At 45.8% G+C, this 26020-nt stretch carries 22 protein-coding genes and 2 pseudogenes; 9 read left to right on the top strand and 15 right to left on the bottom strand.

Annotated elements, in window-relative coordinates; genetic code table 11:
• The first annotated feature begins 485 nt into the window (after nt 1-485).
• Complete coding sequence (gene nadB / locus AAFP11_RS18155) at nt 486-2150, top strand: L-aspartate oxidase (RefSeq protein WP_341738347.1); 1665 nt, start codon at nt 486-488, stop codon at nt 2148-2150.
• Nucleotides 2151-2225: 75 nt separating this feature from the next.
• Here the strand turns inward: nadB and AAFP11_RS18150 are convergent, their stop codons facing one another.
• The 4 genes from AAFP11_RS18150 to AAFP11_RS18135 all read right to left on the bottom strand — a co-directional run bounded on the left by AAFP11_RS18150 (nt 2226) and on the right by AAFP11_RS18135 (nt 7182).
• Entirely contained in the window at nt 2226-2453 is a 228-nt protein-coding gene (locus tag AAFP11_RS18150; protein WP_341738346.1) for a hypothetical protein, read from the bottom strand.
• Nucleotides 2454-3010: 557 nt separating this feature from the next.
• On the bottom strand, nt 3011-5113 hold the full coding sequence (locus tag AAFP11_RS18145; RefSeq protein ID WP_341738345.1) for a CHASE2 domain-containing protein: 2103 nt from the start codon (nt 5111-5113) through the stop codon (nt 3011-3013).
• A gap of 98 nt (nt 5114-5211) precedes the next feature.
• Complete coding sequence (locus tag AAFP11_RS18140) at nt 5212-6141, bottom strand: vitamin K epoxide reductase family protein (RefSeq protein WP_341738344.1); 930 nt, start codon at nt 6139-6141, stop codon at nt 5212-5214.
• A 162-nt stretch (nt 6142-6303) separates the two neighbouring features.
• Entirely contained in the window at nt 6304-7182 is an 879-nt protein-coding gene (locus AAFP11_RS18135; protein WP_341738378.1) for a BtpA/SgcQ family protein, read from the bottom strand.
• Nucleotides 7183-7348: 166 nt separating this feature from the next.
• Here AAFP11_RS18135 and AAFP11_RS18130 point away from each other — a divergent pair, with 166 nt between their 5' ends.
• Nucleotides 7349-8338: an SGNH/GDSL hydrolase family protein gene (locus AAFP11_RS18130; RefSeq protein WP_341738343.1), complete on the top strand. Its 990-nt coding sequence runs from the start codon at nt 7349-7351 to the stop codon at nt 8336-8338.
• A gap of 172 nt (nt 8339-8510) precedes the next feature.
• On the opposite strand, the gene AAFP11_RS18125 is transcribed toward AAFP11_RS18130, so the two are convergent.
• The 3 genes from AAFP11_RS18125 to AAFP11_RS18115 all read right to left on the bottom strand — a co-directional run bounded on the left by AAFP11_RS18125 (nt 8511) and on the right by AAFP11_RS18115 (nt 12116).
• Nucleotides 8511-9563: a Gfo/Idh/MocA family oxidoreductase gene (locus AAFP11_RS18125; protein ID WP_341738342.1), complete on the bottom strand. Its 1053-nt coding sequence runs from the start codon at nt 9561-9563 to the stop codon at nt 8511-8513.
• Nucleotides 9564-9832: 269 nt separating this feature from the next.
• The gene (locus AAFP11_RS18120; protein WP_341738341.1) at nt 9833-10684 is read right to left on the bottom strand and encodes a hypothetical protein; all 852 of its coding nucleotides are present in this window, start codon (nt 10682-10684) and stop codon (nt 9833-9835) included.
• Between the two features lie 106 nt (nt 10685-10790).
• Nucleotides 10791-12116 carry a PrsW family glutamic-type intramembrane protease gene (locus AAFP11_RS18115; protein ID WP_341738340.1) on the bottom strand — a complete coding sequence of 442 codons (1326 nt, stop codon included), beginning with the start codon at nt 12114-12116 and terminating at the stop codon, nt 10791-10793.
• On the opposite strand from AAFP11_RS18115, the pseudogene AAFP11_RS18110 reads away from it, so the two are divergent.
• A pseudogene (locus AAFP11_RS18110) lies at nt 12115-12177 on the top strand (D-galactonate transporter); the annotation flags it as partial. The gene AAFP11_RS18115 and the pseudogene AAFP11_RS18110 sit on opposite strands and share 2 nt — an antisense overlap.
• 152 nt (nt 12178-12329) lie before the next feature.
• Here the strand turns inward: AAFP11_RS18110 and AAFP11_RS18105 are convergent.
• Nucleotides 12330-12530, bottom strand: a complete 201-nt coding sequence (locus AAFP11_RS18105) for a hypothetical protein (RefSeq protein WP_340523764.1) — start codon at nt 12528-12530, stop codon at nt 12330-12332.
• Complete coding sequence (gene def, locus AAFP11_RS18100; RefSeq protein WP_340523748.1) at nt 12530-13090, bottom strand: peptide deformylase; 561 nt, start codon at nt 13088-13090, stop codon at nt 12530-12532. The genes AAFP11_RS18105 and def overlap by 1 nt, the downstream gene beginning before the upstream one ends.
• A 76-nt stretch (nt 13091-13166) precedes the next feature.
• On the opposite strand from def, the gene AAFP11_RS18095 reads away from it, so the two are divergent.
• The 3 genes and pseudogenes from AAFP11_RS18095 to AAFP11_RS18085 all read left to right on the top strand — a co-directional run bounded on the left by AAFP11_RS18095 (nt 13167) and on the right by AAFP11_RS18085 (nt 16243).
• Nucleotides 13167-13448 carry a DUF1648 domain-containing protein gene (locus AAFP11_RS18095; protein ID WP_341738339.1) on the top strand — a complete coding sequence of 94 codons (282 nt, stop codon included), beginning with the start codon at nt 13167-13169 and terminating at the stop codon, nt 13446-13448.
• Between the two features lie 144 nt (nt 13449-13592).
• Nucleotides 13593-14561: pseudogene (locus tag AAFP11_RS18090) on the top strand (RNA-guided endonuclease TnpB family protein); the annotation flags it as partial.
• A gap of 389 nt (nt 14562-14950) precedes the next feature.
• Nucleotides 14951-16243, top strand: a complete 1293-nt coding sequence (locus AAFP11_RS18085; protein WP_341738338.1) for a pentapeptide repeat-containing protein — start codon at nt 14951-14953, stop codon at nt 16241-16243.
• A gap of 317 nt (nt 16244-16560) precedes the next feature.
• On the opposite strand, the gene AAFP11_RS18080 is transcribed toward AAFP11_RS18085, so the two are convergent.
• A complete protein-coding gene (locus AAFP11_RS18080) occupies nt 16561-17331 on the bottom strand; it encodes a DUF1350 family protein (RefSeq protein WP_341738337.1) in 771 nt (256 codons plus the stop codon).
• 12 nt (nt 17332-17343) lie between these two features.
• Nucleotides 17344-18309: a glycosyltransferase family A protein gene (locus AAFP11_RS18075; protein ID WP_341738336.1), complete on the bottom strand. Its 966-nt coding sequence runs from the start codon at nt 18307-18309 to the stop codon at nt 17344-17346.
• A 251-nt stretch (nt 18310-18560) separates the two neighbouring features.
• Between AAFP11_RS18075 and ggt the strand changes: the two genes are divergently transcribed.
• The gene (ggt, locus tag AAFP11_RS18070) at nt 18561-20234 is read left to right on the top strand and encodes a gamma-glutamyltransferase (RefSeq protein WP_340525072.1); all 1674 of its coding nucleotides are present in this window, start codon (nt 18561-18563) and stop codon (nt 20232-20234) included.
• Between the two features lie 247 nt (nt 20235-20481).
• Nucleotides 20482-21351, top strand: coding sequence for a choice-of-anchor L domain-containing protein (locus AAFP11_RS18065; RefSeq protein WP_341738335.1), 870 nt, complete (start codon nt 20482-20484; stop codon nt 21349-21351).
• A 117-nt stretch (nt 21352-21468) separates the two neighbouring features.
• Here AAFP11_RS18065 and AAFP11_RS18060 read toward each other — a convergent pair whose 3' ends face one another.
• The 4 genes from AAFP11_RS18060 to AAFP11_RS18045 form a co-directional block, all read right to left on the bottom strand.
• Entirely contained in the window at nt 21469-22389 is a 921-nt protein-coding gene (locus AAFP11_RS18060; RefSeq protein ID WP_341738334.1) for a pentapeptide repeat-containing protein, read from the bottom strand.
• 108 nt (nt 22390-22497) lie between these two features.
• A complete protein-coding gene (locus tag AAFP11_RS18055; protein WP_341738333.1) occupies nt 22498-23346 on the bottom strand; it encodes an alpha/beta hydrolase in 849 nt (282 codons plus the stop codon).
• A gap of 280 nt (nt 23347-23626) precedes the next feature.
• Nucleotides 23627-24355, bottom strand: coding sequence for a DUF3120 domain-containing protein (locus AAFP11_RS18050; protein ID WP_340551159.1), 729 nt, complete (start codon nt 24353-24355; stop codon nt 23627-23629).
• Nucleotides 24348-24932 (bottom strand): hypothetical protein, encoded by a 585-nt coding sequence (locus AAFP11_RS18045; protein WP_341738332.1) that lies wholly within the window; start codon nt 24930-24932, stop codon nt 24348-24350. The genes AAFP11_RS18050 and AAFP11_RS18045 overlap by 8 nt, the downstream gene beginning before the upstream one ends.
• Before the next feature lie 425 nt (nt 24933-25357).
• Here AAFP11_RS18045 and AAFP11_RS18040 point away from each other — a divergent pair.
• Nucleotides 25358-26020: ferrochelatase (locus AAFP11_RS18040; protein WP_341738331.1), on the top strand; the 663-nt coding region annotated here is incomplete at its 3' end.

Below are 26020 nucleotides of genomic sequence, written 5' to 3'. Positions count from 1 at the left end.
AACTTTGGGATACAAACCCCGTCAGTCGCAAGACGGCTGAGTCATCAAGCAGAAGTCAGAATGCCAAAAGCTGAAAATAAAAAAAATCTTGAGGCTGATGACTTCTGCTTTCTACTTGATGTCCCACTTCACTAAAAAGCAAGTAGAAAGCAGCAATAATAAGCAATAATATCCCCTCAATCATGAGCATTATTTCATCAAAAATCAAGGGCTCAAAATGAGATTGTTTGAGTAAATTAACTCCGTTTTATTGATTGTTATTCCGGGATGCAACCGACCTAGGTAAGATCGAATTTTCCGGTGCGTCAGGTAGGTTTTTTGAACAATTTTTAGGGCTTAGGCAAAGTAGAGCACCTTAGCAATGGTGACAATTGCGTCCAGGACTGTAGGAGAACTCTCTCATAAACATTGCTATAGTTAAGTAAGAAGCTATACAAACTTTCATCCGCGCAGGCGGACTTGAAAAGTCTAACCACTGCGGAGTAATGACTGACAAATTTGACGTATTGGTTGTAGGTGCCGGGGCGGCCGGTCTGTACACGGCACTTTGCCTCCCAGAACACTTGCAGGTGGGTTTGATTAATAAAAACACTCTGCCTGTTTCTGCTAGCGATTGGGCCCAAGGAGGGATTGCTGCGGCGATCGCCCCGGAAGATTCTGCGGCACTCCACGTTCAGGATACACTCGTAGCTGGGGCTGGCCTTTGCGACTCGGAAGCGGTGAAATTTTTAGTAGCAGAAGCGCCTGAGTGTATTGATGCTTTGGTAAAAATGGGCGTTGCATTCGATCGCACCGGGACAGATTTAGCACTCACCCTAGAAGCAGCCCACTCCCGCCGCCGCGTACTCCACTCAGCAGACACCACCGGCAAAGCAGTGGTGAGTACCCTGACAGCAAAAGTATTGAGCCGCCAAAATATTCAACTGCTTTCTCCTGCATTTGCACTCAGTCTGTGGCTAGACGACACCGGGCGCTGTCAGGGGATTAGCGCCATTTGTGGCTCTACTGTCAAGTGGTTGCGGGCTCAGGCCGTGGTGCTAGCAACTGGGGGTGGCGGACAGGTATTTGCTCAAACCACCAATCCGTCAGTAAGTACCGGAGACGGGGTAGCAATTGCATGGCGCGCCGGAGCCCTGCTGCGAGATTTAGAATTTGTGCAGTTTCATCCTACAGCCTTGACTAAACCGGGCGCGCCTCGGTTTCTGATTAGCGAAGCGGTGCGGGGAGAAGGGGCTCACTTGGTCGATAGTAAAGGATATCGGTTTGCTTTTGACTATCACCCTTCGGGTGAACTCGCTCCTAGGGATGTTGTCAGTCGTGCTATTTTCCGCCACTTGCAGAAGACAGGGGAACCTCATGTTTGGCTGGATTTGCGCCCGATTGCGGTCGATCGACTGCGCTATCGGTTTCCGAATATCATTCAAGTATGTGCTGATTGGGGAATTGACCTGTTTTCCGAATCGGTGCCTGTCACCCCAGCCGCCCATTATTGGATGGGAGGGATTATCGCCGATAGGTTCAACGAAACTTCGATTCCGGGTTTGTACGCCGTGGGAGAAACTGCCAGCACGGGGGTACATGGTGCTAACCGATTGGCGAGTAATTCCCTGTTAGAATGTCTAGTTTTTGGCTCGCAAATGGCGCTGTTGAAGGTAGAAAGTATCAGCGACAAGGCTGTTGAGGATGAGGAAGATTCACCGGAAATTATCGCAAAATCGATTCATGTTTCTGACATTGAGGCGATCGAAAAGTTACGGATCGATCTGCCGAATTTAGTGTGGCAGAGTGCGGGAATTTGTCGCGGCCAAAGGGATTTGGAAAGTGCGATCGCTCAAGTGGAAATTTGGCGACAAGAATTTGCCTCTTTGTCTTTGAGTCAAACCCTTAATTATTTACAACATGGACAAATTCTCAATTTTTCCCCGGCTGATGCAGAAAACAGCGTAGTGTTACGAAATTGGGGAGAAGTTGGCAATTTATTGGATATTGGCTACTTAATTCTCAAAAGTGCTGCTTTCCGTACTGAAAGTAGAGGTGGTCACTACCGACTTGATTATCCCCTCAGTCACCCTGATTGGTGCAGGCACACTTTAATTCATGATTGCCATTGGTATAAATCTGGCCCTGTTTCCCAACCACAGGACAATTGACAGCGTTTCCGGTTGTATTGGAATGATTTAACCGCAGAGAACACAGAGGACACAGAGGGAGAGATGGGGAGCTGTTTAGCGGGTGCCCGTACCGTCACTTTTCGGGTTCCCATTCGGGTCTGGTTCGTATTGTGAGTAATTTTCAAACCTAAAGTTATTGGAAGTTGTCCAGGTCGATCGACCTGCTGTGAAGTTACCAGTCGAGTTGCAGACTTGTCCAGCAGTAAGCGCTGGTCTGTCCATATTCACTTGCAGACACGTAGCTAGCGTTGCCATGGTTGTGAGCCGAATCAAAGTACCCATAGTGTTTATTCCCGTTGATGCACTTCCCTGAAAACTATTATATCTAGTAAATTAAGTAAATTCACTGATGTCTTGACTTTTTTGTAAACGAACCTAGTAAAAATGCTGAAACCCTTTGAAATAAACGCTTGTTCAGTTATTTAAATTTTGTGTTGAATTGGGATTTTGGCAAATTTTAATATTACTTGAAATTAAGAATCAAAATTGTTGAATAAGTTTCACTATCATTAAAAATACATCAGGGGGTGTTGCACCAAGGGGGTGTACTACCACCGTAGAGGGTGTCATACATCGGGTAGCATCTTGTCAGTAGGGTTGAAGACTAAAATATTTTTTTAGACACTGCTTAACATTCAGAAATAAAACTTAAAGTGTCTTAACATAGGGGAATTGCATTGGGTGCATCCCGATTTTGCATAGGCGAAGCATGACCGCAGACAATTCATTAGTGATAACCAGAGATTTACAGCGGTCATGCTTCGCCCCTACGAATATATTTACAAAATTGAGATGCACCCAATTGCATTTCTCTTCCTTCTGATGGCCGATCGCCTACTTCAATCAAACTGATATTGATTTTTACCAAGTTTCTTAGCACGATACATTGCAGTATCAGCATTGTTCACCAACACATCTCGATCTTGAGTATCCACGGGATACAAACTAATACCAATACTTGTACTTACAGAAACTGTATGTTCTTCTAATATAAAAGGTTGCTGAATTGTGTCGCGTATTTTTTCAGCTACTGTTGCAGTTTCCTCGCGACCGGGAATTCCCGGCAAAATGACTGTGAACTCATCGCCACCCAATCTGCTGATAGTATCGCTGCCACGCAAGCAACGTTTGAGGCGATCGGCAACTGCTTTTAAAAGCAAATCGCCAATGTTGTGTCCGAGAGTGTCATTAATTAACTTAAATCCATCTAAATCTAAAAATAGTAAAGCTACCAATTCATTATTAATCAATGCTTTTTCTAGAGATTGATTCAATCGTTCATAGAAAAATTTACGGTTGGGCAAACCCGTGAGAGCATCATGATCTGCTTGGTGACTAAGTTCAGCATTTTTTTGCAGGAGTGCTTCTTCCAAGCGCTTGCGTTCAGTAATATCTCTGATAATTCCCACCAAAAATACATTGCCGGCGGCATCTTTATGGAGTGACCTTTTAGTAGCAGTGAGATGGGTGATGCCGTGAGTATCGGTAAATTTTTCTTCATTTTCTAGCTGTAAATTAGTGGTTAATACTAATTCGTCTTGTTCCCAAAATATATCTGCTTCGGATTTGGCAAATAAATCATAATCGGTTTGAGAAATAAGCTGCTCCAAAGCAGCACCAATAAATCGACAATAGGCCTGATTTAAAACCACCAGTCTGTGATTTTTATCTTTGACAAATATCGGATCGGGAATTGTATCCATTAAGGATTGTAAAAATTCTTTAGACCGTTTCAATTCTTCTTGCAAGTGAGCTAGATAACCGACAACTGCGACTCCGGAACCTAAAAGACTGAGGATTGGGGGAATTAATGGTAGCCACCAACCAGCTAAGAAAGCTAAGTATACAGTGGTAGTGAGAAAGGTGCTGATAGTCAATAAGCACCAAGCCGATCGACTAAGCGATCGCAACTTCCAGCTCACACTTGCTCCTACCCAAGACCATAGTAAAATCCATAGCCACTCCGCAGAGTCTGACCAAACATGAATACTCCCACGCCCATCAACGGATGCACTCAAAATTTGACTCAAGAAATGAGCCTGAAGTTCCACTCCCGATACTTCCTGGGGAGATGAGAACAAGCTGTGGCTGTAAGCAGTTTGATGAAAGTCTTTGAGGCTAGTTGCTGTTGAGCCGATCAAGACAACGCGCGATCGCACAAAATCGGCTGGTACTTTGTCAGAAAGCACGTCACTCATCGACACAGACTTAAAACTGCCTAATCGGCCGCGCAGGGAAGCCAAAATTTGATAACCGCGGCTATCCGATCGCACATAAGCACCATCATTTTGTTGAAAAGGCTGAAAAACCCCCTTACCTAACTGCAAGTATTTAGGATTCACGGAGGCTGGCTGAGGGGAAACCCCTTCGCAGTCGAGATAAAGCAAAGCCAATTTGAGTGCGAAACTTTGGCGAGTTTTGCCATCTCCAGGCCAAGCGTAAAGCAACATTCTACGCACCTTACTGTCAGCATCGATGACTACATTGTTGAAACCAACTCGATCGAACTTGTTCAGTAACGGAGGTGGCCGAACTCCCAAGCGCGTTTCGTCGGCCATCAACTCAATCCCGACTAAGTTAGGAATAGTTGTAAAAGTTTTGAGTAATTGGGGATTACCGGGTGCAGTTGGCAAATCTCGGTAGATGTCAAGACCGATCGCCCGCGGTTTACCAGCATTTAATTTTTGCAGCAATTGGGCCATCACACCATCAGAAATGGGGTAGCCGTACTTTTGCAAGTCACGTTCCCCAATTTCGACAATGACGATGCGATTGTCCGTTGCTTCTGCCGGGCGCCAGCGCATAAATTGGTCAAAAGCTGCCCATTCCCATACCTGCAAAAGTCCGCTACAGCGAACTAAGATGACCGTACTGGTGGCCACAGTTGCAGTAATCAATACCCGGCGTTCTTGGTAAAGCCATTTTTTGAGAATTGCCCGCATAGGTTCAGGTAGAAGCTCGATCGGAACAATCCAAAATTTTAATCCAAAATTGTTTGACCCATCCTATCCAAATGTAGATGTAAACACGGGGATTGCCCTTACGGTACTTTGAGAAAATTGCGCGGACCGCTGTAACCAGACAATTCTGCAAGTTGTTCTAAAGATTTAGTCCCAGAATAAAACTGACCTTTAATCTCCCAAGTAGGGAAACCTTTGACGTTAGCAGCAGCAGCTTGGCAAATTTCGGCGCGAGAATTTTCTCCTTTGGGATCGCATTCGACATAATCAATTAATTTTGCTGCTTCTCTGCCAAACAGCATTTTTTGATCGTAGCAGTGAGGACACCAGTAAGCACCGTATTCCTTTGCACCAAGTTGTGTCAGATGTCGGGCTAAAGCCATTTCCGCCGGTCCCGATGTGGTAGTGACCAGAGGAGCCGCTATACCCGGCTTATAGACCTTCACAGGAGGTGCTTTGACGCTGTTGTAAAGTCCCAATACAGAGATCGCACTCACCATGGCCACCACCATGCCTGTAAACACGAGTTGACCAATATCTTCCCACTCGCGGCCGACTAAGGTCAACACAAAGAGGGAGAGGGAAAACACCGCAGAACTGACACAATAAATGCACAGTTCCTGAATTTCAAAAGCCATCAAATACATCAAGTAACTGCTGAAAATTACCATCGCAGCACTGATGATGAATAGCCCTTGCCAGGTCCAATTTTCTAGTTGAGTGTGCAGTCCTTTATTGGTGTCAGGATTGACGGTTTTGGGAGCGTAGGCGAGGATTGCTATGCTCAGATAAGCTAAACAACCTAACAAACTTAAAGGCACTACGCCAAAGACTGTAGCGTAGGGACTGTTGAGAACTTTGTCGCAGCCGCTGGTGGGACAAACTACTGAGCCTGTGGTGAATTTAGCGATCGTCAGATAGGCGGTTTCTAGAACACCGATAACTGCGATCGCGGCCATCACAGTCCTAGACGAGCGATGAATCCAAGGGGTTGAACGTCGGCGAATCATTGTTCGATTTTGTAATGGATAATTGGCAATGGGTAATTGGGAATGGGGAATGGGGAATGGGGAATTGGTGCTTTTGTCACTGTGAATTCTGAGTTTTCAGTTATTGCCCGCTACCAATTACCCATCACCGATGACCTCATTCCCTATTACCCATGGCTAATTTTAGATTTTACTTTTGACTTTACCCAGTTCCGGCATCAGCCCGCCAGAGCCATTAGCCTCGCTCTGGTGCTCTTTGTGAGACAAGCTGCGGCGGGCTGCTTCTACAAACTGACTGACGCGAATCGGATCGATGGGATTATCGATGCGCCCGTTTCGTTTCAAGGAACTAGAGACGATGACGCCATCAGCAGCTTGCATGAGTGTGGAAATGTTTTCCCAGGAGGCACCGCTACCGATGAAAACTGGAATTCCGGCTGCTGCTAAAGTGGCCATTTCTAATTCTTCGAGATTAGGAGGGCTACCAGTCCTAGGCCCGGAGAGGATTACCGCGTCTGCTAAGGCGCGTCCGATCGTCTCTTGGATGGCTGTGGTCAAGTTAGGGCTACCAAGGGGTTGCCCGTGCTTGACTAACACGTCTGCTAATATTTTGACATCGCTACCCAATTCCCGTCGGTAGCGCAGTAGCTGGTGAGCTTGACCTTCGATTAAGCCTTGGTCTGTAGCCATCGTGCCGTTGAGGACGTTGACGCGGATGAATTGAGCTCCCGTACAGGAGGCGATGGCGATCGCGCTGTGGGCATCGTTTCGCAGCACATTGATGCCGATGGGCAATGTCACCAGATTGGTTAGTCTCTCGACGATCAGCGTCATGGCACTCACCACGGCTGGATCTACACTATTTTTGGCAAAAGGAGCATCGAAAAAGTTCTCGACTATGATACCGTTTGCGCCGCCAGAAGCCAGTGCTGTAGCCTCTTGTTCGGCTCTCCCGATAATTGCTTTGAGATTCCCACCCCAGCGGGGGGAAGTTGGTAGAGGCTGTAAATGTACGACACCGATTATGGGATTCGGCGTTTTGAATATTTGTTTTAAGTCCACGGGCTTTCCTGAAACCACCAAGTTGACGCTACGGCTGACGGCGGATTTTGACGGCATATTTTAGAATTCTATATCCACAAGGGCGATCGAATGACTCGAAATCTGGTTATATCTGTAGATCCGTCTGGCGATCGGCGGCTTTTGGTGGTCGATCGAGGTTAAAAATGTGAAAGTAGCTCTGATTATTTTGGCTGTCACCGCAGGATTGTTGTTAGGAATAGAAGTGCTGCTGCGGGTACTTCTGGGTTTTGGCAATGCTTTGATTTACATTCCCGATGCGGAGTGTGGCTATTTCCTCGCTCCCAACCAGAGGGTGCGTCGCTGGGGAAACCGGATTGAGATTAATGAGTATTCCATGCGTACAGGTGCCATCGCCCCACTGCCGGCTCCAGACACTCTGCGAGTTTTATTGTTAGGAGATTCTGTCGCTAACGGTGGCTGGTGGACCGATCGAACAGATACCATATCGGAAATCATCGCTCGGCAGTTGAGGCTGCAAATTTCCCCTCTCAGCACCAATGCACAATTACATTCAAAAGTCAACTATTATTGTAACTTTGAAGTTCTCAACTGTTCAGCCAATTCTTGGGGACCGAGGAATCAACTGGCTTACGCCAATCGTTTTGGTCTATTTGGGGCTTTGGTGGTGGTTTTGTTGCTGAATACGGACGATTTGTTTGCATCTGCTCCTTGCTCTGCCGTAGTGGGGCGCGATCCAGCTTACCCCGATCGTAAACCAGTGATGGCGATCGTCCAACTATTAAATCGCTACCTAATACCCACAGTACCTAGGGAAAAATTGACAACACCTGTAGCCCCAAATGAGGACAAAGTTGGCTGCAACTTAGAAGCTATTCGCCAAATCAAAACAGCAGCAAACCTTGCCAACATCAAGTTTGTACTAGCCTTGACACCAAAACGGCACGAATTAGGCGAGAGTGGTCCTCACGACTGGGAAGTCAAAGCTCGATCGCGTCTTGCCGAACTCGTCACCACCGAGAAAATTACTTACATCGATTTTCTGCCCATTTTCAATTGGGCGACGGAACTTACCAGTTTGTATCGAGACAGCATTCACCTAAGTCCTCAAGGAAATCAGCTAGTTAGCCAAACTATCTCTCGTCAAATAGTCGCTTTTTTTGACCATAAATCCTGAGCTAATTTTGACTAATAGCTTTAGATTCATCGGGTAAATCTCAAATTGAAAATCTCAAAACTCAAATCGACCGACATCGAATCCGGTTGCAAAAATACAGTTGAAAACCCCATTAACAAACAACAAACCCAAACTGTAGAAGCACCCGGAAACGACTCGATTTGTTTTGGCTCTAACTTATTTGCAAAGTAGACTCTAGCTCTTTCGGATACCAAGCTTGACCATCGAGCGCCATTTGCTCGATCGAACTTGCGAGCCGCAGAGCTTTCAGAGCTTGTTCTCCCCCGACAGAAGGCTGATTTCCACCCCGCACGCAATTAATAAAATGCTCCAATTCTGCATGGAGCGGTTCAATATTGCTGGTGTAAACTTTCTCAATCAACCCATCTTGACGGTAAAGCACCTGACCATAATCCGTCACATAATTGGCGGTTGTTTGTCGGTGAATCAAGATTTCGTTGTTGAGAAAATCGGCCTCTGTCAGAGAATTCTTACAATGAGCAACTATGGAACGGAGTTTGCGGTGCGTCACCTTACTAGCAGTCAGGGTAGCTACAATGCCGTTCGCAAAGTTTAAAGTAGCTGTTACATAGTCTAAATAACCAGAATTCGATGCTCTACTGCCGCTAGCGGTCAACTTCACCACTGGGGAAGATGCCAATTCCAACAGCAAGTCGATGTCGTGGATCATTAAATCCAAAACTACCGATACATCATTGGCCCGATCGGAATAGGGACTCATCCGGTGAGCTTCCAACGCCAGTAACTCCTCAGTTTTCAGCACTTTGCCGAGTTCCTGAAAAGCTGGATTGAAGCGCTCGATGTGCCCCACTTGCAAAATCCGGTGGGATTCCGCAGCCGCGTTGACCAAAGATTCAGCTTCAGTAATACTAGCCGCGATCGGCTTTTCAATTAAAACGTGAACACCCGCTTGGAGACAAGACATCCCCACAGGGTGGTGTAGGCGAGTTGGAACGGCGACGCAAACTGCATCTACGTGGGCGAGCAAATCTCGGTAGTCTTCAAAGAAGCGAACCCGGTATTTACTTGCTACATCAATTCCCCGCTCTACATTTATATCTGCAATACCCACGAGCTCGATATCTTTGAGCAGGCTCAAGACTCGCGTGTGATGTTGGCCCATATTGCCAACCCCAATCACCCCAATGCGAAGGGGTTCAGGTTGACCTCGGTGCCCGAAAACGTTTGCGTATCCTAATGACATCCTATCTAGCACTCCTGGATTCTCCTCCACCACAGGAATCAAGCCTTTTGGCTTCCCTCAGTTACTCACAGCCATCCAGATAGTACCACAGCAGATCTATTTGTGAAGAAATTCTAAGAGAAGGAAGAAGTCAGTTGACTGTTGGCAGTTGGCAGTCGGTAGTTGGCAGTTGGCAGTTGGCAGTTGGTAGTTGGCAGTTGACAGTTTCCCATGCCCCATGCCCCATGCCCCATGCCCCAAGTCAACAGTCAACAGTCAACAGTCAACAGTCATATCCCCGCCTCAGTCATAGCTTGAGTTAAGGCATCCAGAACTTCCAAACGGTGGGCCCACTCTTGCAAATAGTCGCGATCGAGATTAGCGCCTTGCAGCTTCAAGATCCCCAAAACGTCGCGCCACTGTTTTTCAGACCGACTATTTTTTGCCCAAAATAACTTTTGGACGATCGTATCTTCCGGGGATGCAACCCAAAAATTAGCTGTTCCTTCAACCTCTATCAATTGTCGGCGAGACATTTGAGACAGAGCAAAAGGAGTGTTGTCTGCGATATAGATATCTGCATTAGCTATGGTCTCAGTATGAGTTATATTGAGGAGCTGAGTCCGAGATTGTTTCAACTCTTCTACTGCCCCAGCCGGACAATAAAATCCAGCGTTTTCTAGCGTTGTTACTAACAAATCAATTTCTTGTCTGGGAATCTGAATTGCCAAATCTAAATCGCGAGTCGATCGAGCTTCTCCGTGAATAGAACTAGCAACACCTCCGCCAACATAGTAGGGGATATTAATTGATTCTAGGAGGGCGTGAAGTTGTTGAGCCAAAGCAATAGAGTCTTGAATCCACATCATTTCATCAGTCCCAATAGGTTGAAAGTCTGAATAAAACTTTTCCGCCAAGACTGCACGGCAAAAATGTTCTCTAATTTCAGCAATGGCTGCTTTTTTTAATCTCAATTTGATGCCGATCAGGGAAAGTTTTTTGACTGTGCGATCGAGGGTAGCTGCTTGTTCTAAGCGCTGTTTGAGAGACAACTGCCGCAGTTTGTCAAATAAATAGATATCGGCTTCAATACTATTATCAGATGCCTGGGGACGATAACCCCGTTTGACTTGAATCATCATTGGGAATTGGGCATGGGGCATGGGGCATGGGGCATAGTTTCTTTTTTTCCTTCTTCTTTCCATCCGTTACATCCGTTACATCCGTTACAAAATCCGTTGCCGAACTTCACTTTTCAGAAAATATGCGAGTTGCAAAATTTTGCGATCGATTTGGAGACAACGCCCTAGCTTTCAAAATCGCCGCCACCAAAAACGCATAGGACAAAACTCCCACCACCGCGAGAAAAAGTACGCTGGCGCTTCCCGACGCATTCCACAAAGCGTGAAGTGCCGCAGCGCTGAGATAGCCTACGCCCAAAATTTGCCAGCGCTTTTTAGGTTTAAGGGCACTCAAACCGATAAAATATCCCAGATAGCCACTGTAAGCCATGTGTCCGGCGACGGAGCCCAAAATTCGGGGAATTAGCAACTGTAAACCTACTAATTCTCCGGCATCTGGCCCTGCTTGTAGAGTGACATTTTGAATGATATTCGGAACATACTGTCCCAGAGTTTCTAATAGTGTAAAGCCAACTGCCGAGGCGCTTCCCAACAAAATTCCGTCTAAGGGTTCCCAAACACCGACGCGCTCCCGCCAGGGATTTCGCAACAAATTCCCCAGCACCATCGCTGCCAAAACTGGTAAAGCTTTCAGCAATTCTTCCATCAGACCTGCACCGAAAAACATTCGGATTAAGAAAGGAAAAAAACTTATTTGTTCGCCTTCGGCTGGTAGTCTTCCGGGCAAAATTTCTCTAAATACTACTATAAATCCAATCAATAAAGGGCTCAGTAAAATTAAGATAGTACCTAGGGCAGAACAAAATAATATCCACCAAGGCTTGTGTTTGCCACACAGTTGATATATGAAATAGTAAGCTGCACCGGAAAGATAAGCGGCCAGCAGAAAATTGAAAGCTGCTGAATTTCCCACTGCTACAAACATCGAAACTACAAAACCAACTGTAGCAATGCCGGGATATAAGTAAGCTTTTTGACTTAGTTGTTTTCCGGTGGAGGCGATGGGAAATAATTGAGTGAAAGTGAGATTTTCCTTTTCGCCACCGTTAGACAAGGTGGGATTTACTGTCGGGAATCGTGGCGAATTTTGGGTGTTTTGTAGGGTAGTTTCAAATATAAATTGAGGGCCGTCAATACCGAGACTGATGCGATCGCCTGTTTCTAAAGTTTGGCTGGCTTGTAGCCTTTGACCATTGACATAAGTACCGTTGGCGCTGTTGAGGTCGCAAATTTCCCAGGTCAGAATATTGCCTGTAGTGAGGGGACGGACTGTGGCGTGGCGGCGGGAAACCATGCCATAGGCCATCGATTCCAAGGCTATTTGACAACTGCGATCGCGTCCGATCGCCACTTCCATAATTTCAGAAAGTTGGTACTTGGATGCTGTCGCAGCCACAGCACCTTGAGCTGGCACTTGTCGCAGAAATCCCATCTTATTAGTTATTGGTTATTGGTCATTAGTTATTAGTTATTGGTTGGTTGTTATTAGTTATTAGTTATTGGTTATTGGTTATTCGTTATTGGTTATTCGTTATTGGTTATTCGTTTAACCAATAACTAATAACAACTGTCAACTGTCAACTATCAACTATCAACTATCAACTGTCAACTGTCAACTGTCAACTGTCAACTGTCAACTAACTAATCATAGATTTGCCCTAGCATCCCTAACTGCTGCATAAAAGAATAGTCCGGTGAGGGGTATGCTGAGGGCGAGAATGATTCCTGTGACTAAAGTGCCTAGTTGAGCTTCTCCCGAAGATAGCTCAAAGACTGACCCGACGGCGGCGATCGCAGCAATGCACGAAAGAGCCAAAAATAAACTACTTTTAGGAGTTCCTGCCATCATACCGATTTTACCGCCTTTGGTGAAAATTTATGCTTGACCAATTCTTCATTTAGTGCGAGTTTGTTTTCTACTCTGTCTACAAATAGCACTCCGTTGAGGTGATCCATTTCGTGCTGAATAGCCCTCGATAGTAATTCTGTCGCTTTCAGAGTTTGCGGGCGGCCGTATTCGTCGCGATAGGAGACTTCAATCATTTCTGGGCGCTTGACTTCTAAATAAACTCCCGGAATGCTTAAACAGCCTTCTTGGAAAGGGGAGACTTCGCCACTGGTATTTTTGATGGTGGGGTTGATCAAAACCAGTGGCGGTTTAGCTGGGTTATCCGGTTCGCAGTCGAGCACGATGACTTGTTTGTTGACTCCGACTTGAGGGGCTGCTAAACCGATGCCCTCAGCACTGTACATGGTTTGCAGCATTTCTCGGACTAGCTGCCGAATTTCTGCGTCAACGCTTTTGACTCGCTTTGCTGGCTGGCGCAGCACGCGATCGCCCAATGTGTGTATGGTTAGGGGCGGTTTTTCTAACTTTTTCTTTTCAACCAAAACCTGAGCTGTCATGGCATTCTTACTTAATATCTGGGCTAAATTGGAACCAATACTATGATATTTAATCTTAATCTAAATTAACGTACCTATGAGTGGAAACAAGCCAAACCTACGACCTGTGATTTCTCTGGGGCGATCGCCACTGTTGATAGCCGGAGAGTTCGCTGCTGCGATCGCGATTTTACTGGCTATTTTGATAATTCTACAGTTTTGGGCTGTTCTGCCCTCGCGCATTCCGATTCATTTCGGTTTTTATGGCCAGCCTGATGCTTGGGGCGACAAGGTGATGATTTGGTTACTACCGGCTGTGGCTGCGATGATATTTATCGTTTTGGCTGCGGTGTCTCCCTATCCCCATACTTTTAACTAACGCGAACGGGAAGTCCCGCACTCTATCCGTTTACAAGGATGAGTGACGGGATGAAAGCGCAGCCCGTAAATAAATTGAGCGACAGCGAATCAATATCATTCTATGTGTTAGAATAATCTGATCAGCATTAGATATTCTTGATAAATGTATCAAGCGTATAAGTACAGAATCTATCCCACAAGTGAGCAAGAAACCTTGCTTGCAAAGTCTTTTGGCTGTGCGCGATGGTTCTGGAACTACGCCTTGAATTTGTGTCAAGAAACCTACAAAAATACTGGTAAAGGACTGAGTAGGGGATACATACAAGGCTTGCTTCCTGCGCTCAAGAAAGAGTACGAATGGCTAAAAGAGCCATATTCTCAATGCTTGCAAGTTGTAGCTTTGAATCTATCAACTGCCTACAAAAACTTCTTTGATAAACGCGCCCTGTTGCCTAAGTTCAAATCAAAGCATGGTAGGCAGTCAATTAGTTATCCCCAAAACGTCAAGTTTGACGGAGACAAAATCAATCTACCTAAGATTGGCTTAGTTCACTGTCAGCGTCATCGTGATTTTGAAGGTGATGTCAAAACCGTAACGGTTTCTCGCAATCCAGACGGTAAATACTTTGTATCTGTCTTGGTTGACGATGGCAAAGCTAATCCTGAATTAATGCCAGTAGATAAAGCTATCGGTATTGATGTTGGGTTGACTCATTTTGCGATTACCAGTGACGGCTCTAAGTTTGATAATCCTAGATTTTTTATCAAACATCAACGCAACTTAAAGCGTAAACAGCAAAAGCTATCCAAGAAAAAGAAAGGTAGCCAAAATCGTAAAAAAGCCAGATTGGCAGTGGCAAAAGTTCACTCCAAAATTGCGAGATGTCGTGAAGATTTTCTGCACAAACTATCCCGCAAGATAGTAAACGAAAACCAAGTTATTGCAGTAGAAAACCTCAACATCAAGGGTATGGTCAAGAATCATAATTTAGCCAAAGCGATTAGCGATGTCGGCTGGGGTATGTTCTGCACAATGCTCAAGTACAAGGCTGAAAGTCAAGGAAGGCAATATATCGAAATTGATCGATGGTTCCCTAGCTCTAAGACTTGCCATGTTTGCTTAAATCGAGTTGATAATCAAGGTTGAGTATGGAGTTAGTGTTGGGGATGATGGTTTTGATATTGGGGACGGTTGGTGTTTATTTCCTAAAGGCTTATTTGGATCCTTAGGTGGGTGGTTTTTATAAATAATTTTGTGGAAAATCCAGCACTTAGATATTTTCTCAAAAACTCTGTTAATTAACAGCTAGGATGCCTATCTCACATATAGCCTTTCTCAATTAGGTGAGGTGAGCGTGTAATGGGTAACTTGTACGCTCGCGTAGTCGAAAATATGCTCAAACCGGATTTGTCAATGGTTCACTTCGCTCAATCTCAAAACTAAAATCGATATGCTATCTAGAATTGTCGGGCTTCGGTAAAATCAAGGTGAGCAGCCACAGTTAGAAGTTATCTCAACGCATGACACCAGAACCCAATCCTTCTCCATCCAACTCCCCTGAGTCGATCGCGACTTTAGAAAATCTTAATGGTGCTACCCCGTCAGTACCTGCTGGGGAAACCAATATCGTCCCTACTGCTGAACCGGAAAAACCGTTACCGCCACCTCCAACCCGTAAAATTATCTTGCCAGAGTATCCCAAACAAACGACTGGGGAAATGTCGGGTTCGGTGCTGATTTTGGGGTCGATCGCTGGGATGATTATCGGACTGGCGATCGATAATGTGTGGATTGGCTTGTTGGGTGCGATCGGAGCGATCGGGATTGCTCTGCGACTGATGTGGCCCAACTGGGGCAAAATCTGGATGCAAGTCATCCCCCCCACTTGGCGCACCCTAATCGTGGCTAGCTTTGGACTTTTGGCAGGAATCGCTGGCTTGCTGATGCTAAGCGGCTCTAACACTGAACCGGGAACCCGCAATATTCAAATTAACTGGGATGCTGTCGGAGCTCTGGGTGAGTTAATTGGCGCTTTGGGTCAAATTTTGATCGCAATTTTGGGTGTTTACGTGGCTTGGCGACAGTACGTGATTTCAAAAGATTTGACTATTCAGCAAAATCGAATTACTCAGCAGCAAACCATCGATGCTTATTTTCAAGGGGTTTCGGATTTGGCCCTGGATGAACAAGGATTTTTGGAAGATTGGCCGCAGGAAAGGGCGATCGCCGAAGGTCGCACTGCTGCGATTATGAGCAGTGTAGATGCCGAAGGTAAAGCTAAAATTCTCCGGTTTTTGTCGCAGTCAAGGTTGGTTACTCCTCTGAAGCGCGATCGACTCTTAGGCCGCCCCATTCTAGACGGTGATGGTGGCTACGCGGAAGACAGAGACCACGGTATCCGCGTCATCGATCTCAATGTCATGTTAGCAGGGGCCGACTTGGCGAACACTGATTTGCGGTGGACAGATTTAAGTGAAGCTAATCTCGTCCGGGCCAATCTCAGCAAGTGCGATTTAGTGAAAGCCAACCTCTCCCGCGCTGTGTTGTATGATGCCAATCTCACCCGCGCTGATATCAGGGGTACGACATTATTTTATGGTTCGGGCGAAAGCGCTTCCCCTCGCAGTCGGACTGAATTTCCTAACTACACCACGGGGGAATATACCGGGGCTGTGGTTGAACGTGCTGATTTCACTGGTGTCAAGCGAATGTCAGAGGAGCAACGTCAATACTGCTGCGCTTGGTGTGGCTCGAAATCGAGAGAGACTATTCCCGGTGGCTGCGAAGGTATTCCTAATAAACTAGGGCGTTGACGTCGGGATGGGGAATCGCCACGACTCTAAACGGACACAGAGGAAGAGTAAGACTACTCCGGTAGCTTCATCCGATGAAGTGTCAAGAATCACCGCTCGTTCACGACGGTGAGTATTTCAAATACTCCTCTCAAATCCGGTAGCACCGTCCTGTATTCATCTTTCTTCTTCTCCTCTGTGCCCTCTGCGCTCTCTGCGGTTAAATCATTCCGATCCAACCGTAAACGATATCACCGCTAACCTGGAGTACCAGGTATAGCGGGTGCACAAAAAAACACGGAAAAATTCCGATCATGTGACATATCTGGATGGAAAGTTTAAATTTTTGAAACAGGATTGAGCCACAGCAAAACAGTCTTTTTTAATTGATTTAATTCCCGATACACTTCTTGTTTCACCCACTGTCCGATCGCATCGAAGGGTGTAAAAATTTGACCCATCGGCCAGCTAACATCTTGACCCAAGGGTGTTTGATGGTTGCCGGCCAGGATCTGAACAGTAATCATGTCGGAATATTTCACTTTTAGCAAGTCTGTTAACAGCAAAGTTTGGTCGATGTTGTCATCCTTAAATTTAATTAACAGATTGCGCCGAATTTGATAGTTATCTTTCACCAAGCGATTGGTATCCTGGGGAGAAGGAGTAAATTCGACGTTAAAGACAGGGGAAATTTGCTCGACGATCGGGATTGCTTCAGAAGCTGCATAATTGTTGAAAGAGATCAGAATATTGCCTGACCTTTCTACGTCAAAGACAGCACCAATCAGCAGATGGAGTTTGCACCCCATGCTGTGTCCCATTCCGTAGATGGGGAGATATCGCGATCGCAGCAACTTCATCGCCTGCAATCGTCCCAGAGCATTTTCAAATTTATTGAGGACATCACGGGCGATCGCAATATGATCCAAAGTATTGACAAAAGGTGTCGCTACTACAACATATCCTTGATTTCCCAAGGCCTCCAATAGCCAGCGATAGGTCAAGTGTGGTGCTGTCGCCACAAAGGCACCACCGAGAAAATGTACGATCGCGATCGGTCTAGTTGAAGGAATCAATACCCAATTCCCAGAAATTTCCTGCCAGTCCATAAATTCAATCAACTAGGGAGTGTCAAACCTTTCTTCATGATACTTCATCCATTTCAACTTATTTAAACTAGCTTGAGGATTGAGAACTGTAGTAGCAATCCCGTAAACAAGAGTCTGCAAAAACTCCCGGTTCAACCAACTTTGTCCTAGCTTTCTCATGTAGTGCAGTGCCAAAAATTGTCTAAATTTGTTGAGCTTTTGCCAAAGTGGCAAATTCTGAAAACATAACTGTTCGTAATGACTTAAAGATAACTCCGGCTCTCCCCGCAGACGTCGCCGTTGATTTTCCTTGATACAATCAGAAGCTATGCGTTTTTTCAACCAGTGCTTATCTGTGAGAGAATTCCCTCTAATCCGGTAATTGCCCAAAGGCTGTTTCGTCGCCAACAAGCCGTACTTGTGAGAAATTCTGGTAAATAACTCTGTATCTTCCCCTACCAACCAATCTTCAGCGAAGCCACCTTCTTTGAGGAGAATTTCTCGCTCAATTACCACAGAAGACGGAAAAACCCAAGGACTATCCCCTGTCAACTTAATCCCCTGCATTTCGGCTTTAGTTGTAGGATAGGTAGGAATATAACTCAACTTGTTACCACTTTTATCTAAGTACCGCAAAGCGTGAGCAACAGCTTTAACTTCTGAATGTTCTGCCAGCATTTGCAAACAAAATTCCAGCTTGTTTGGTTCCCAAGTATCGTCGCTGTCGAGAAACGCTACATACTCACCTGTGGCGCGCTCGATCATTAAATTTCTCGACTTAGAAACCCCATAATTTTCGGGATTTACAAATAACTGAATTCGCGGATTAGACTCCGCAAGTTGAGCTGCTATTTTCCTAGTATCATCAGTAGAGCAGTCATCAACAATTAAGATTTCTAGATGCTGGTGGCTGCCATTGAGTGCGGAAGAAACTGCCGCCACCAGGGTTTCGGCTGCATTGAAGGCAGGAATGATGACACTGACTTTTGTGCTGTTCATAAATAGACTATTACAGTAGCTCAGGTGTGATGGAGATTTGATAAGCAGGAGCTTAGAGCGATAAGCTGTTGGTATTTTAAATCATCTACTTGAGGTATATGGTGGGCAGTGATATTTTTGATAATCAACATTAGATTTATGTCTGAAGGAGGATGTCATGTAATTTAGAATTAAACAAGTTTAGTCTTCTGTCAACCATGTTTTTAAGTTTATCTAAAAAAGTACCAATTTATACTTTATTTCTAACAGTTATGGTATGTGGTTGCCAGCAGCAGCTACAGCAACCACCCAAGTTTCAGCAACAGCATAGCAAACAAGGCATAGCAGTGTCTGCTCACCCCCTGGCCAGCGATGCGGGGCTGTGGGTGCTGCAACAGGGAGGCAATGCAGTGGATGCAGCCGTGGCTACGGCTTTGGCAATTTCGGTGGTGGAGCCTTTTGCGGCGGGTATCGGCGGTGGGGGTTTTTTGCTGCTGCGACGGGCCCAAGCAGGGACTGTGCAAGCCTTGGATTTTCGGGAACGGGCTCCCAAAGGGGCGACGCGGGATATGTATTTGGACAAGCAAGGAAAAGTGCGTCCCAGAGCAAGTCTAGATGGGCATTTGGCCGCGGGGATTCCTGGTACTGTGGGGGGACTTTATACGGTGCACCGCGAGTACGGGAAGTTGCCTTGGGCTACTTTGGTGGCACCGGCGATTGCCTTGGCAGAAAATGGTTTTCCGGTGAGTTCGCGGTTTACCCAGGCTGTGAAGTTGCGACAGAATGCGATTAACAACAACCAGGCGGCACGGGAAGTTTTTACCCGCAGTGGTGTTTTATACCAACCAGGGGAACTGCTGGTGCAGCGGGATTTGGGGCGGACTTTACGCCAGATTGCGACAGAGCCGCAAAGTTTTTATCGAGGGAAAATTGCTAGGGCGATCGCCTCTGACATGGCGAAAAACGGTGGGTTGATTACTCTCGAAGACCTGAAAAACTATACACCGATTTGGCGCAATCCAGTTTGTGGCAACTTTCGGACTTACCGAATTTGCGCAATGTCGCCTCCTGCTTCCGGTGGCGTTCATTTGCTGCAAATTTTGAATATGATTGGCGATACAGATTTAAAGACTATGGGAAGGAAAAATCCAGATACTTTGCACTTGTTGGCCGAATCAATGAAGATTGCTTATGCCGATCGAGCTGAGTATTTGGGCGATCCAGATTTTGTGAGTGTCCCCGTCAAAGCTCTGACTAGCAAAAATTATGGCAGATGGAGGCGATCGCAAATCCAGAGTCAAGCCAAACCTTCGAGGGAAGTAAAAGCTGTGGATGCTCAAACTTTGAGTCGCTTGGTGTCGGAGTCGCCGGAGACTACGCACCTAACGGTAGTTGACACAGAGCGCAATGTGGTCAGTTTGACGTTTACTGTGAATGGTGGTTTTGGGGCTGGGGCTGTGGCTGCGGGTACAGGAATTTTGCTCAACAATGAGATGGACGATTTTGCTGCGGCACCGGGAGTGCCGAATTTGTTTGGTTTGGTGGGTGGGGATGCAAATGCGATCGCCAGCGGCAAAACTCCTTTATCCAGCATGACGCCGGTGATTGTGACAGAAAATGGCAAATTTCGCCTCGCGGTGGGGTCTCCCGGAGGTAGTACGATTATTACCACTGTGCTGCAAATTTTACTTAATGTGTTGGTTTACGACATGAATGTCGGTGAGGCTGTATCCGCACCGAGGATTCACCATCAGTGGCTGCCCGATCGCCTAATGCTGGAACGGGGAGGTTTTGATGGTGCGACGCTGGATCAGTTGCGACGGCGGGGACACCAGATTCAGCAACGGGAAAGTTGGGGAAATGCTAATGCGATCGTCGTAACACCCGATGATTGGTTGGAGGGGGCGGCCGATCCACGCTCTGAGGGAGTAGCAAGGGGTTTTTGACCAAGCCCGCCCTCTATGGGATTTGATTTTCCAGCCATCGAATAGGATAATCATGTCTGATTTTTGCTTCTGACTTGTGGCTGCTGCGATCGCGTCACAGCCCATAATTACCGAGTTTAAATCTCTAAATGTTTCAGTATAAATACTTAGAATTAAAGAGTTGATAAAGGTAATATATATTACCTATATTTAATGCCATGATCTAATTGTAGATTGAATTTATACCTGTGATTTTAGCAAAAAAAATATGCTCAGCCCTCATAAAATTGCTGCCTTAACTGCTACCTTCACCGCTGCTGCTTTCAGCTTGTTGACCGCACCCGCGATGGCATTTTCTGTAGGTGCAACCAATAATACCGAAACTTTAAAAAACCAGTTGTTAGGAACTCAGACAGCGGGATTGAGTAATTTCTCTGTGTCAGTGACTGGAAATAGTGCTGCTTTTGGTACTTTTAGCAATGACCCCTTCGGTTTGCACTCAGGTGTTGTTCTCAGCACTGGTAGAGTAGCTGACATAGCCGGCAGGAATAACAAAGATAATCTCTTCTTCAATGGCACTGATTTAAACACTGACTTTGGGCCCAAGGGTGAAGCTGGAGATTTAACTCAGCTCAACCTCAGTTTTTTTGCTGACTCTACCGCGGAAAAGTTGTTCTTTGAATATGTATTTGGTTCCGAGGAGTTTCCTGAGTTTGGTGGTTCTCCATTTAATGACGATTTTGAACTACTGTTGAATGGCAATAATTTGGCCAAGTTGAGCGATGGCAAAGCTGTTACCATTAATAATCTGGTTCCCGATCCAAATAATCGCTCTCAAGATCACTCCGACTATATCAATAATCCAGTCGTGACAGGCCTGGCTGCTAATATTATTAAGCTGGATGGCTTTACTAAAGTTTTAGGTTTTGAGGGTTTGCTCAATAAAAATCAGACGAATGTTCTCAGCATCCGCATTAAAGATGTGGGGGATGGTAATTTAGATTCTGCTGTATTTATTAAAGGCGGTTCTTTGGGCACCCAAAAAGCCGAACCGGTTCCCGAACCTATGACTCTGGGCGGTTTGATAGCCGGAGTTGCGATGCTGGCTACAGGCAGAAAATTTCGCGCTAAACTCTAGGAATCTCCTGTACGAGCATGGGGAATCGGGCCTAGGGCCTAGGGCATTAGTCCTGATGCCACCACCTGCAACCCAAAAATTACAAATAACAAATAACATATAACTAATCAACAGTGATTAACTGTGAACAGTACCATCGGGTAAGATAGTTCCCGATAATCTGGCTCCGGTAAGTTTTACCATTACTCGATCGCCATAACCGATTTTAGCTCCTGTTAAATCTGCACCACTCAAGTCAGCGCCACTCAAATCAGCTCCGATTAAGTTAGTTTCTCTCAAGTTGGCATTGATTAAACAAGCTCCTAATAGGTTAGCTCTGAACAAATTGGCTTTATGCAAATTTGCGCCTGTGAGGTTAACGTTATGTAGAAAAGCATCGCTTAAGTCGGCTTGACTCAAGTTAGCATTGCTCAAGTTTCTGCCGGCAAAATCCTTTTCTTTTAAGGAAGCTCCTTTGAAGTTGGAACCGCTCAAATCGGGACTTTGTGGGGTAGCGGGGCGGTAAGATGAAGATGAGGATGAGGATGAGGATGATTGGTAACGGGGGGTAGTTGAATAGGGCCCTGAAGGATTTGCAGAAGAGTTTCCAGCATATTTTCCACGATAAGCCTCTGAAGCATAACGGGTTTCTTTTGAGCTTGCCGGTGGTGGCTGAGTATTTTGGTATGGAGAGTTTTGGTATGGAGAGTTTCGGTACTGAGAGCTTTGGTACTGAGAGCTTTGGTGCTGGGTGCTTCTGTGCTGGGTGTTTTGGTGGTGCTGGGTGTTTTGGTGGTGCTGGGTGTTTTGGTGGTGCTGGGTGTTTTTGTGTTGACTATGTTGATTCTGATCCCTGGGTTGAATCGATCGCAATTTTTCGCGAGCTTGATTAATTTCCTTAATCTTTGCTTCAGCTTTTTCTAGCAATCTGGGCCGATCTTTGGGAATGCGATCGGGGTGCCAAATGAACGCTAAATCCTTGTAGGCTTGGGTAATTTCTTCAGGAGTTGCTCCCGGCAATATTTCCAGCACTCTATAGTATTGGTCGAGGTCGTTCATGTTACCACCTTTCGCTTTCAGAAATTAGTAATTAAAAACTAAGATCGGAGTAAAGGCTGCTCTCAAAGCTGGCTTCCCCGATCGTACATTGGATGAACATTAGCTCAGTTATGCCACTGCTGGCAAAAAATCCCGGATTCGCTGCAAATATGTTGTGGCATCTTCCAGCATCGGAAAGTGAGATGTATTTGGGATTATAACAAATTCTACTTTGTCGCTGAGGGAAGCGGCTCGTTTGCCCATGATTGCCGGAATAATTTGATCGAATTCTCCAGCTACCAGCAGTGTGGGAACACTTAGGCGCGCAAATTCTTGGGGCATTTCCTCCGCAGCTTTTTTGCTGACTGCTGTCACCATTGTACCTATAGCCGCTTCCTCATCTGCCATTAAGAAATCCTTTAGAAATGCCAAACTGACCTCTGTCGGCAGGGAGCGGTGCAAAAACCGTGCCATAAATAGGCGATCGACAAACGGAATAGAAGCCAACCAAGGTGGCCGGAATTTAACCACATAGCCACCGAATTTGTGAAAAGTTGTAAAGGCTTTTTCCTCGTATTCAAAAATGCCACTGCAAGTCAGAATCGCTTTTTCTACTTTTTCGGGATAAAGGTTAAGGAATAAAGTAGCAATTGATGCACCTGTGGAATGAGCATTTAGATAGACGCGACTTAAATTCAAAGCTGCTAGTAATTCGGCTAAGTCATGGGCATAGGTTTCGAGTTCGTAGCTAGACTCAGGAGGATTTTTTGGCAGTGGAGAACGTCCAAAACCTCTCATATCATAAAGCAGACAATCAAACTCACCAGCAATAGCGCGCGCGGTACTTTCCCAGTAGCGAGCCGAGCCTGCCCATCCGTGCAAAAATACCATCACAGGTTTGCCGCTGGGTTGGGCGCTTCCGTCTGCTGTTATCCACTCGTAATAGTGTTCTACACCGCCAATTGAAATAAAAGCCATGATCTCGATGTTAGATGTTAGATATTAGATTTTAACTCATAACTGGTTCCCAGGCTCTGCCTGGGAAACAATATCTAGAGGCTCTGCGTGGTTGCCGAAAATCTGAAAAAACTGCCTCGTTTCCGAACAAAAATTGGAGGCAGAGCCGACCGATCGGCGTTTCCAGGCTCTGCCTGGAAACGAGTAAAACTGCCTGGTTTCCGAACAAAAATGGAGGCAGAGCCGACCGATCGGCGTTTCCAGGCTCTGCCTGGAAACGAGTGGAAAGAAATCATAAGTCTTAAGCAGCGGATGCAGCTAGCCAAAATAAGCCATCTACTAAAAGCGTGCTCAAAACTGCTCCACTGAATGCCCGCCAGTGCAAAGTGCGATCGCGCAAACTCACCAAACCCACACTTAAAAGCACAGCAATTAAAACCAGAGCCCAACCTATGCCCCAAGGAGTTTCAATTTGTCCGATCGCACTTTGAAAAATCGGCATCGCCAATTCCGGTTCCGCGTGCATGACTTGCCGCCAGTAAGGCATCAAACCGGTTAAGTAAAAATATAAATCAGTAATAGCAGTGCCAAATAGCGAACCTAAATAAAAATATGCTCCCACTTTTCCCCAAGATTTGCCCAAGCACCAAATCGCAAACGGCAAGCCAATTGCTTCTATAGGTAGATGTAAAATTGGTTCCCACCTAAACCAGCCCCAATAGATCGAGCCTGCCAGCCAACATCCGGCAAATCCCAACAATAAGTCTCCCCAAAGTTGGGTTTTTGGGCGAAAAATAAAAATCAAACTAAGTACGAACCACGGGATGGTTGAGAGCAAACTGATGGTTGGATACAAACGCACTAATGGTGCTTGGACAAAAACTGGAATTGATACTAAAAAAGCTGAGGCACCAAATATCAACCACTGCTGGAGGCTGTTTTTTCTGTCTGAAGAAGATACAGAATTTTCGAGGGCGGTGAGATTGAAAATAGGCGCGATCGCTGAGGATAATAAATTAAAGTTAAACAACTGATTGGACTCCGTAACGTTTCAATAAGTGGACTAAAAATGTTGCTGCGGTGGCGGGTTTAAAAGTTTCGCTACCCTCGGCTGTGTGACTGGTTTGCCAGCCTAGGGCGGTTTGGGGTTGGCCCCACAAATCTAAATGGGGGATGGGTGGATCGGCATAAAAACTATCTCCACCGCCACCGAGAATAGCCGAACTCCAGTGTGTAAAGCGATCGTGGCTGATGCGGTGGATGGGAAAAGTGCCCCCCAGGGGTACTCCCCAACCGTCTACAGCAATGAAGGCAGCGACTTTGCCACCGATTTGTTGCCACATCCACGCCCCCCCGATCGCCCCAACTACCCCAGCCGAAAAGCTGACAAATACTAGACTTTCTCCAGCTAACTCCTCCCTGCACAAAAAGTGGAATATGTCAATAGCCGAGAAAGGTGGATGTTTATGAGCCGGAAAAATCTTGACAGGGTAGAATGTTTGGGTATTTTGCCTGGGTTGTGCATCTCGCCAAACCTCTGAAATTCCCGCCAGGAAAGCATCAGTCAGTTTTGGGTCGTGAATTCCGGGGCAAATTACCAGTCTCATCTTGCTTCAAGAAAATTAATTATGAGCTTAACATAACTTTACTTTATTGTATAGCTTAATTAATTATATGCCATGCAGGGGGATAGGATGTTAAACTGATAACAGAGTTTTGTTTGAAGGGTATCCCCCCAAAATAAACGCTGGGAACGCTCCGAGACACCGAAAGCAGAGGCAAAGTCAGGAAGTCTTAAGAAAACATAAAACTTAACGATCCTTCAGACCCTGCGGCGTATTCTCTTACCTTTCCCATCAGATTCCGATCCCCCCCAGCCCCCCTTAAGAAGGGGGGAGAAAGAGTCTCAAAGTCCCCCTTCTTAAGGGGGATTTAGGGGGATCTCCGGGGAGTCTAAAAACCGGGTTTCTGTTCGCAATTATTATTCATCCTTTCTGCGACGATCAAAATCATTCTAATTGAGGAATACAAAGTGGTTGCTTCTCCCGAAAAAATTGAGTTCAAAACATCTGCTGCACCGGCAAACAGCGATCGCGTAGCTGTCTTGCTGATGGGTTACGGCGAAGTTGAAAGCTACGATGATTTTGCCAACTACAACGAGCAAGCTTTAAACTTACTTACGGCAAAGTTTGCACCGGTACCGACTTGGATCTATCCACCGCTGGCGAAGATTTTAGCGATTTTCGACTTGCACGAGTGGAGTCATCAACACGGTCAATTCGTGTCGCCGCACAATGCAATTTTTGAACAGCAGCGCGCTGGGATCGAAAAGAATTTGCAGGAAAAATGGGGCGACAAAGTAAAAGTGTTCAAAGCTTTTAACTTTTGCGCGCCCTTTTTGCCGGAACAAGTAATTCCGCAAATTAAGGCTGAAGGATTTGATAAAATTCTGATTTATCCGCTGTTGGTTGTTGATTCTGTTTTCACCAGTGGGATTGCGGTGGAACAGGTAAACAATGCTTTAGCACAAACCTTTGATGGTAAAGAACATTGGGTAACAGGACAGCGTTACATTCCTTCTTTTTACGATGAACCTGCTTACATTCAGCTAATGGCAGATTTGGTGGAAGAGGAAATTAAGAATGATTTAGCAGTAGCACATTTGCCTTCTCAGATTGGAATTGTGCTGATGAAT

It is taken from the genome of Microcoleus sp. CAWBG640 (assembly GCF_020883015.1).
Classification (GTDB): Bacteria; Cyanobacteriota; Cyanobacteriia; order Cyanobacteriales; family Microcoleaceae; genus Microcoleus; species Microcoleus anatoxicus.
This window is presented reverse-complemented; position numbering and strand designations above follow the sequence as displayed.

Bases quoted from the DNA above. Each gene is read 5' to 3' on its own strand.
- AAFP11_RS18075 (WP_341738336.1), bottom strand. From the start codon at position 18,309: ATGAACAGCACAAAAGTCAGTGTCATCATTCCTGCCTTCAATGCAGCC.
- def (WP_340523748.1), bottom strand. From the start codon at position 13,090: ATGACAGCTCAGGTTTTGGTTGAAAAGAAAAAGTTAGAAAAACCGCCC.
- AAFP11_RS18120 (WP_341738341.1), bottom strand. From the start codon at position 10,684: ATGATGATTCAAGTCAAACGGGGTTATCGTCCCCAGGCATCTGATAAT.
- AAFP11_RS18045 (WP_341738332.1), bottom strand. From the start codon at position 24,932: ATGAGACTGGTAATTTGCCCCGGAATTCACGACCCAAAACTGACTGAT.
- AAFP11_RS18115 (WP_341738340.1), bottom strand. From the start codon at position 12,116: ATGGGATTTCTGCGACAAGTGCCAGCTCAAGGTGCTGTGGCTGCGACA.
- AAFP11_RS18085 (WP_341738338.1), top strand. From the start codon at position 14,951: ATGACACCAGAACCCAATCCTTCTCCATCCAACTCCCCTGAGTCGATC.
- AAFP11_RS18060 (WP_341738334.1), bottom strand. From the start codon at position 22,389: ATGAACGACCTCGACCAATACTATAGAGTGCTGGAAATATTGCCGGGA.
- AAFP11_RS18080 (WP_341738337.1), bottom strand. From the start codon at position 17,331: ATGGACTGGCAGGAAATTTCTGGGAATTGGGTATTGATTCCTTCAACT.
- AAFP11_RS18145 (WP_341738345.1), bottom strand. From the start codon at position 5,113: ATGCGGGCAATTCTCAAAAAATGGCTTTACCAAGAACGCCGGGTATTG.
- AAFP11_RS18105 (WP_340523764.1), bottom strand. From the start codon at position 12,530: ATGGCAGGAACTCCTAAAAGTAGTTTATTTTTGGCTCTTTCGTGCATT.
- AAFP11_RS18095 (WP_341738339.1), top strand. From the start codon at position 13,167: ATGAGTGGAAACAAGCCAAACCTACGACCTGTGATTTCTCTGGGGCGA.
- nadB (WP_341738347.1), top strand. From the start codon at position 486: ATGACTGACAAATTTGACGTATTGGTTGTAGGTGCCGGGGCGGCCGGT.
- AAFP11_RS18140 (WP_341738344.1), bottom strand. From the start codon at position 6,141: ATGATTCGCCGACGTTCAACCCCTTGGATTCATCGCTCGTCTAGGACT.
- AAFP11_RS18055 (WP_341738333.1), bottom strand. From the start codon at position 23,346: ATGGCTTTTATTTCAATTGGCGGTGTAGAACACTATTACGAGTGGATA.
- ggt (WP_340525072.1), top strand. From the start codon at position 18,561: ATGGTATGTGGTTGCCAGCAGCAGCTACAGCAACCACCCAAGTTTCAG.
- AAFP11_RS18065 (WP_341738335.1), top strand. From the start codon at position 20,482: ATGCTCAGCCCTCATAAAATTGCTGCCTTAACTGCTACCTTCACCGCT.
- AAFP11_RS18125 (WP_341738342.1), bottom strand. From the start codon at position 9,563: ATGTCATTAGGATACGCAAACGTTTTCGGGCACCGAGGTCAACCTGAA.
- AAFP11_RS18150 (WP_341738346.1), bottom strand. From the start codon at position 2,453: ATGGGTACTTTGATTCGGCTCACAACCATGGCAACGCTAGCTACGTGT.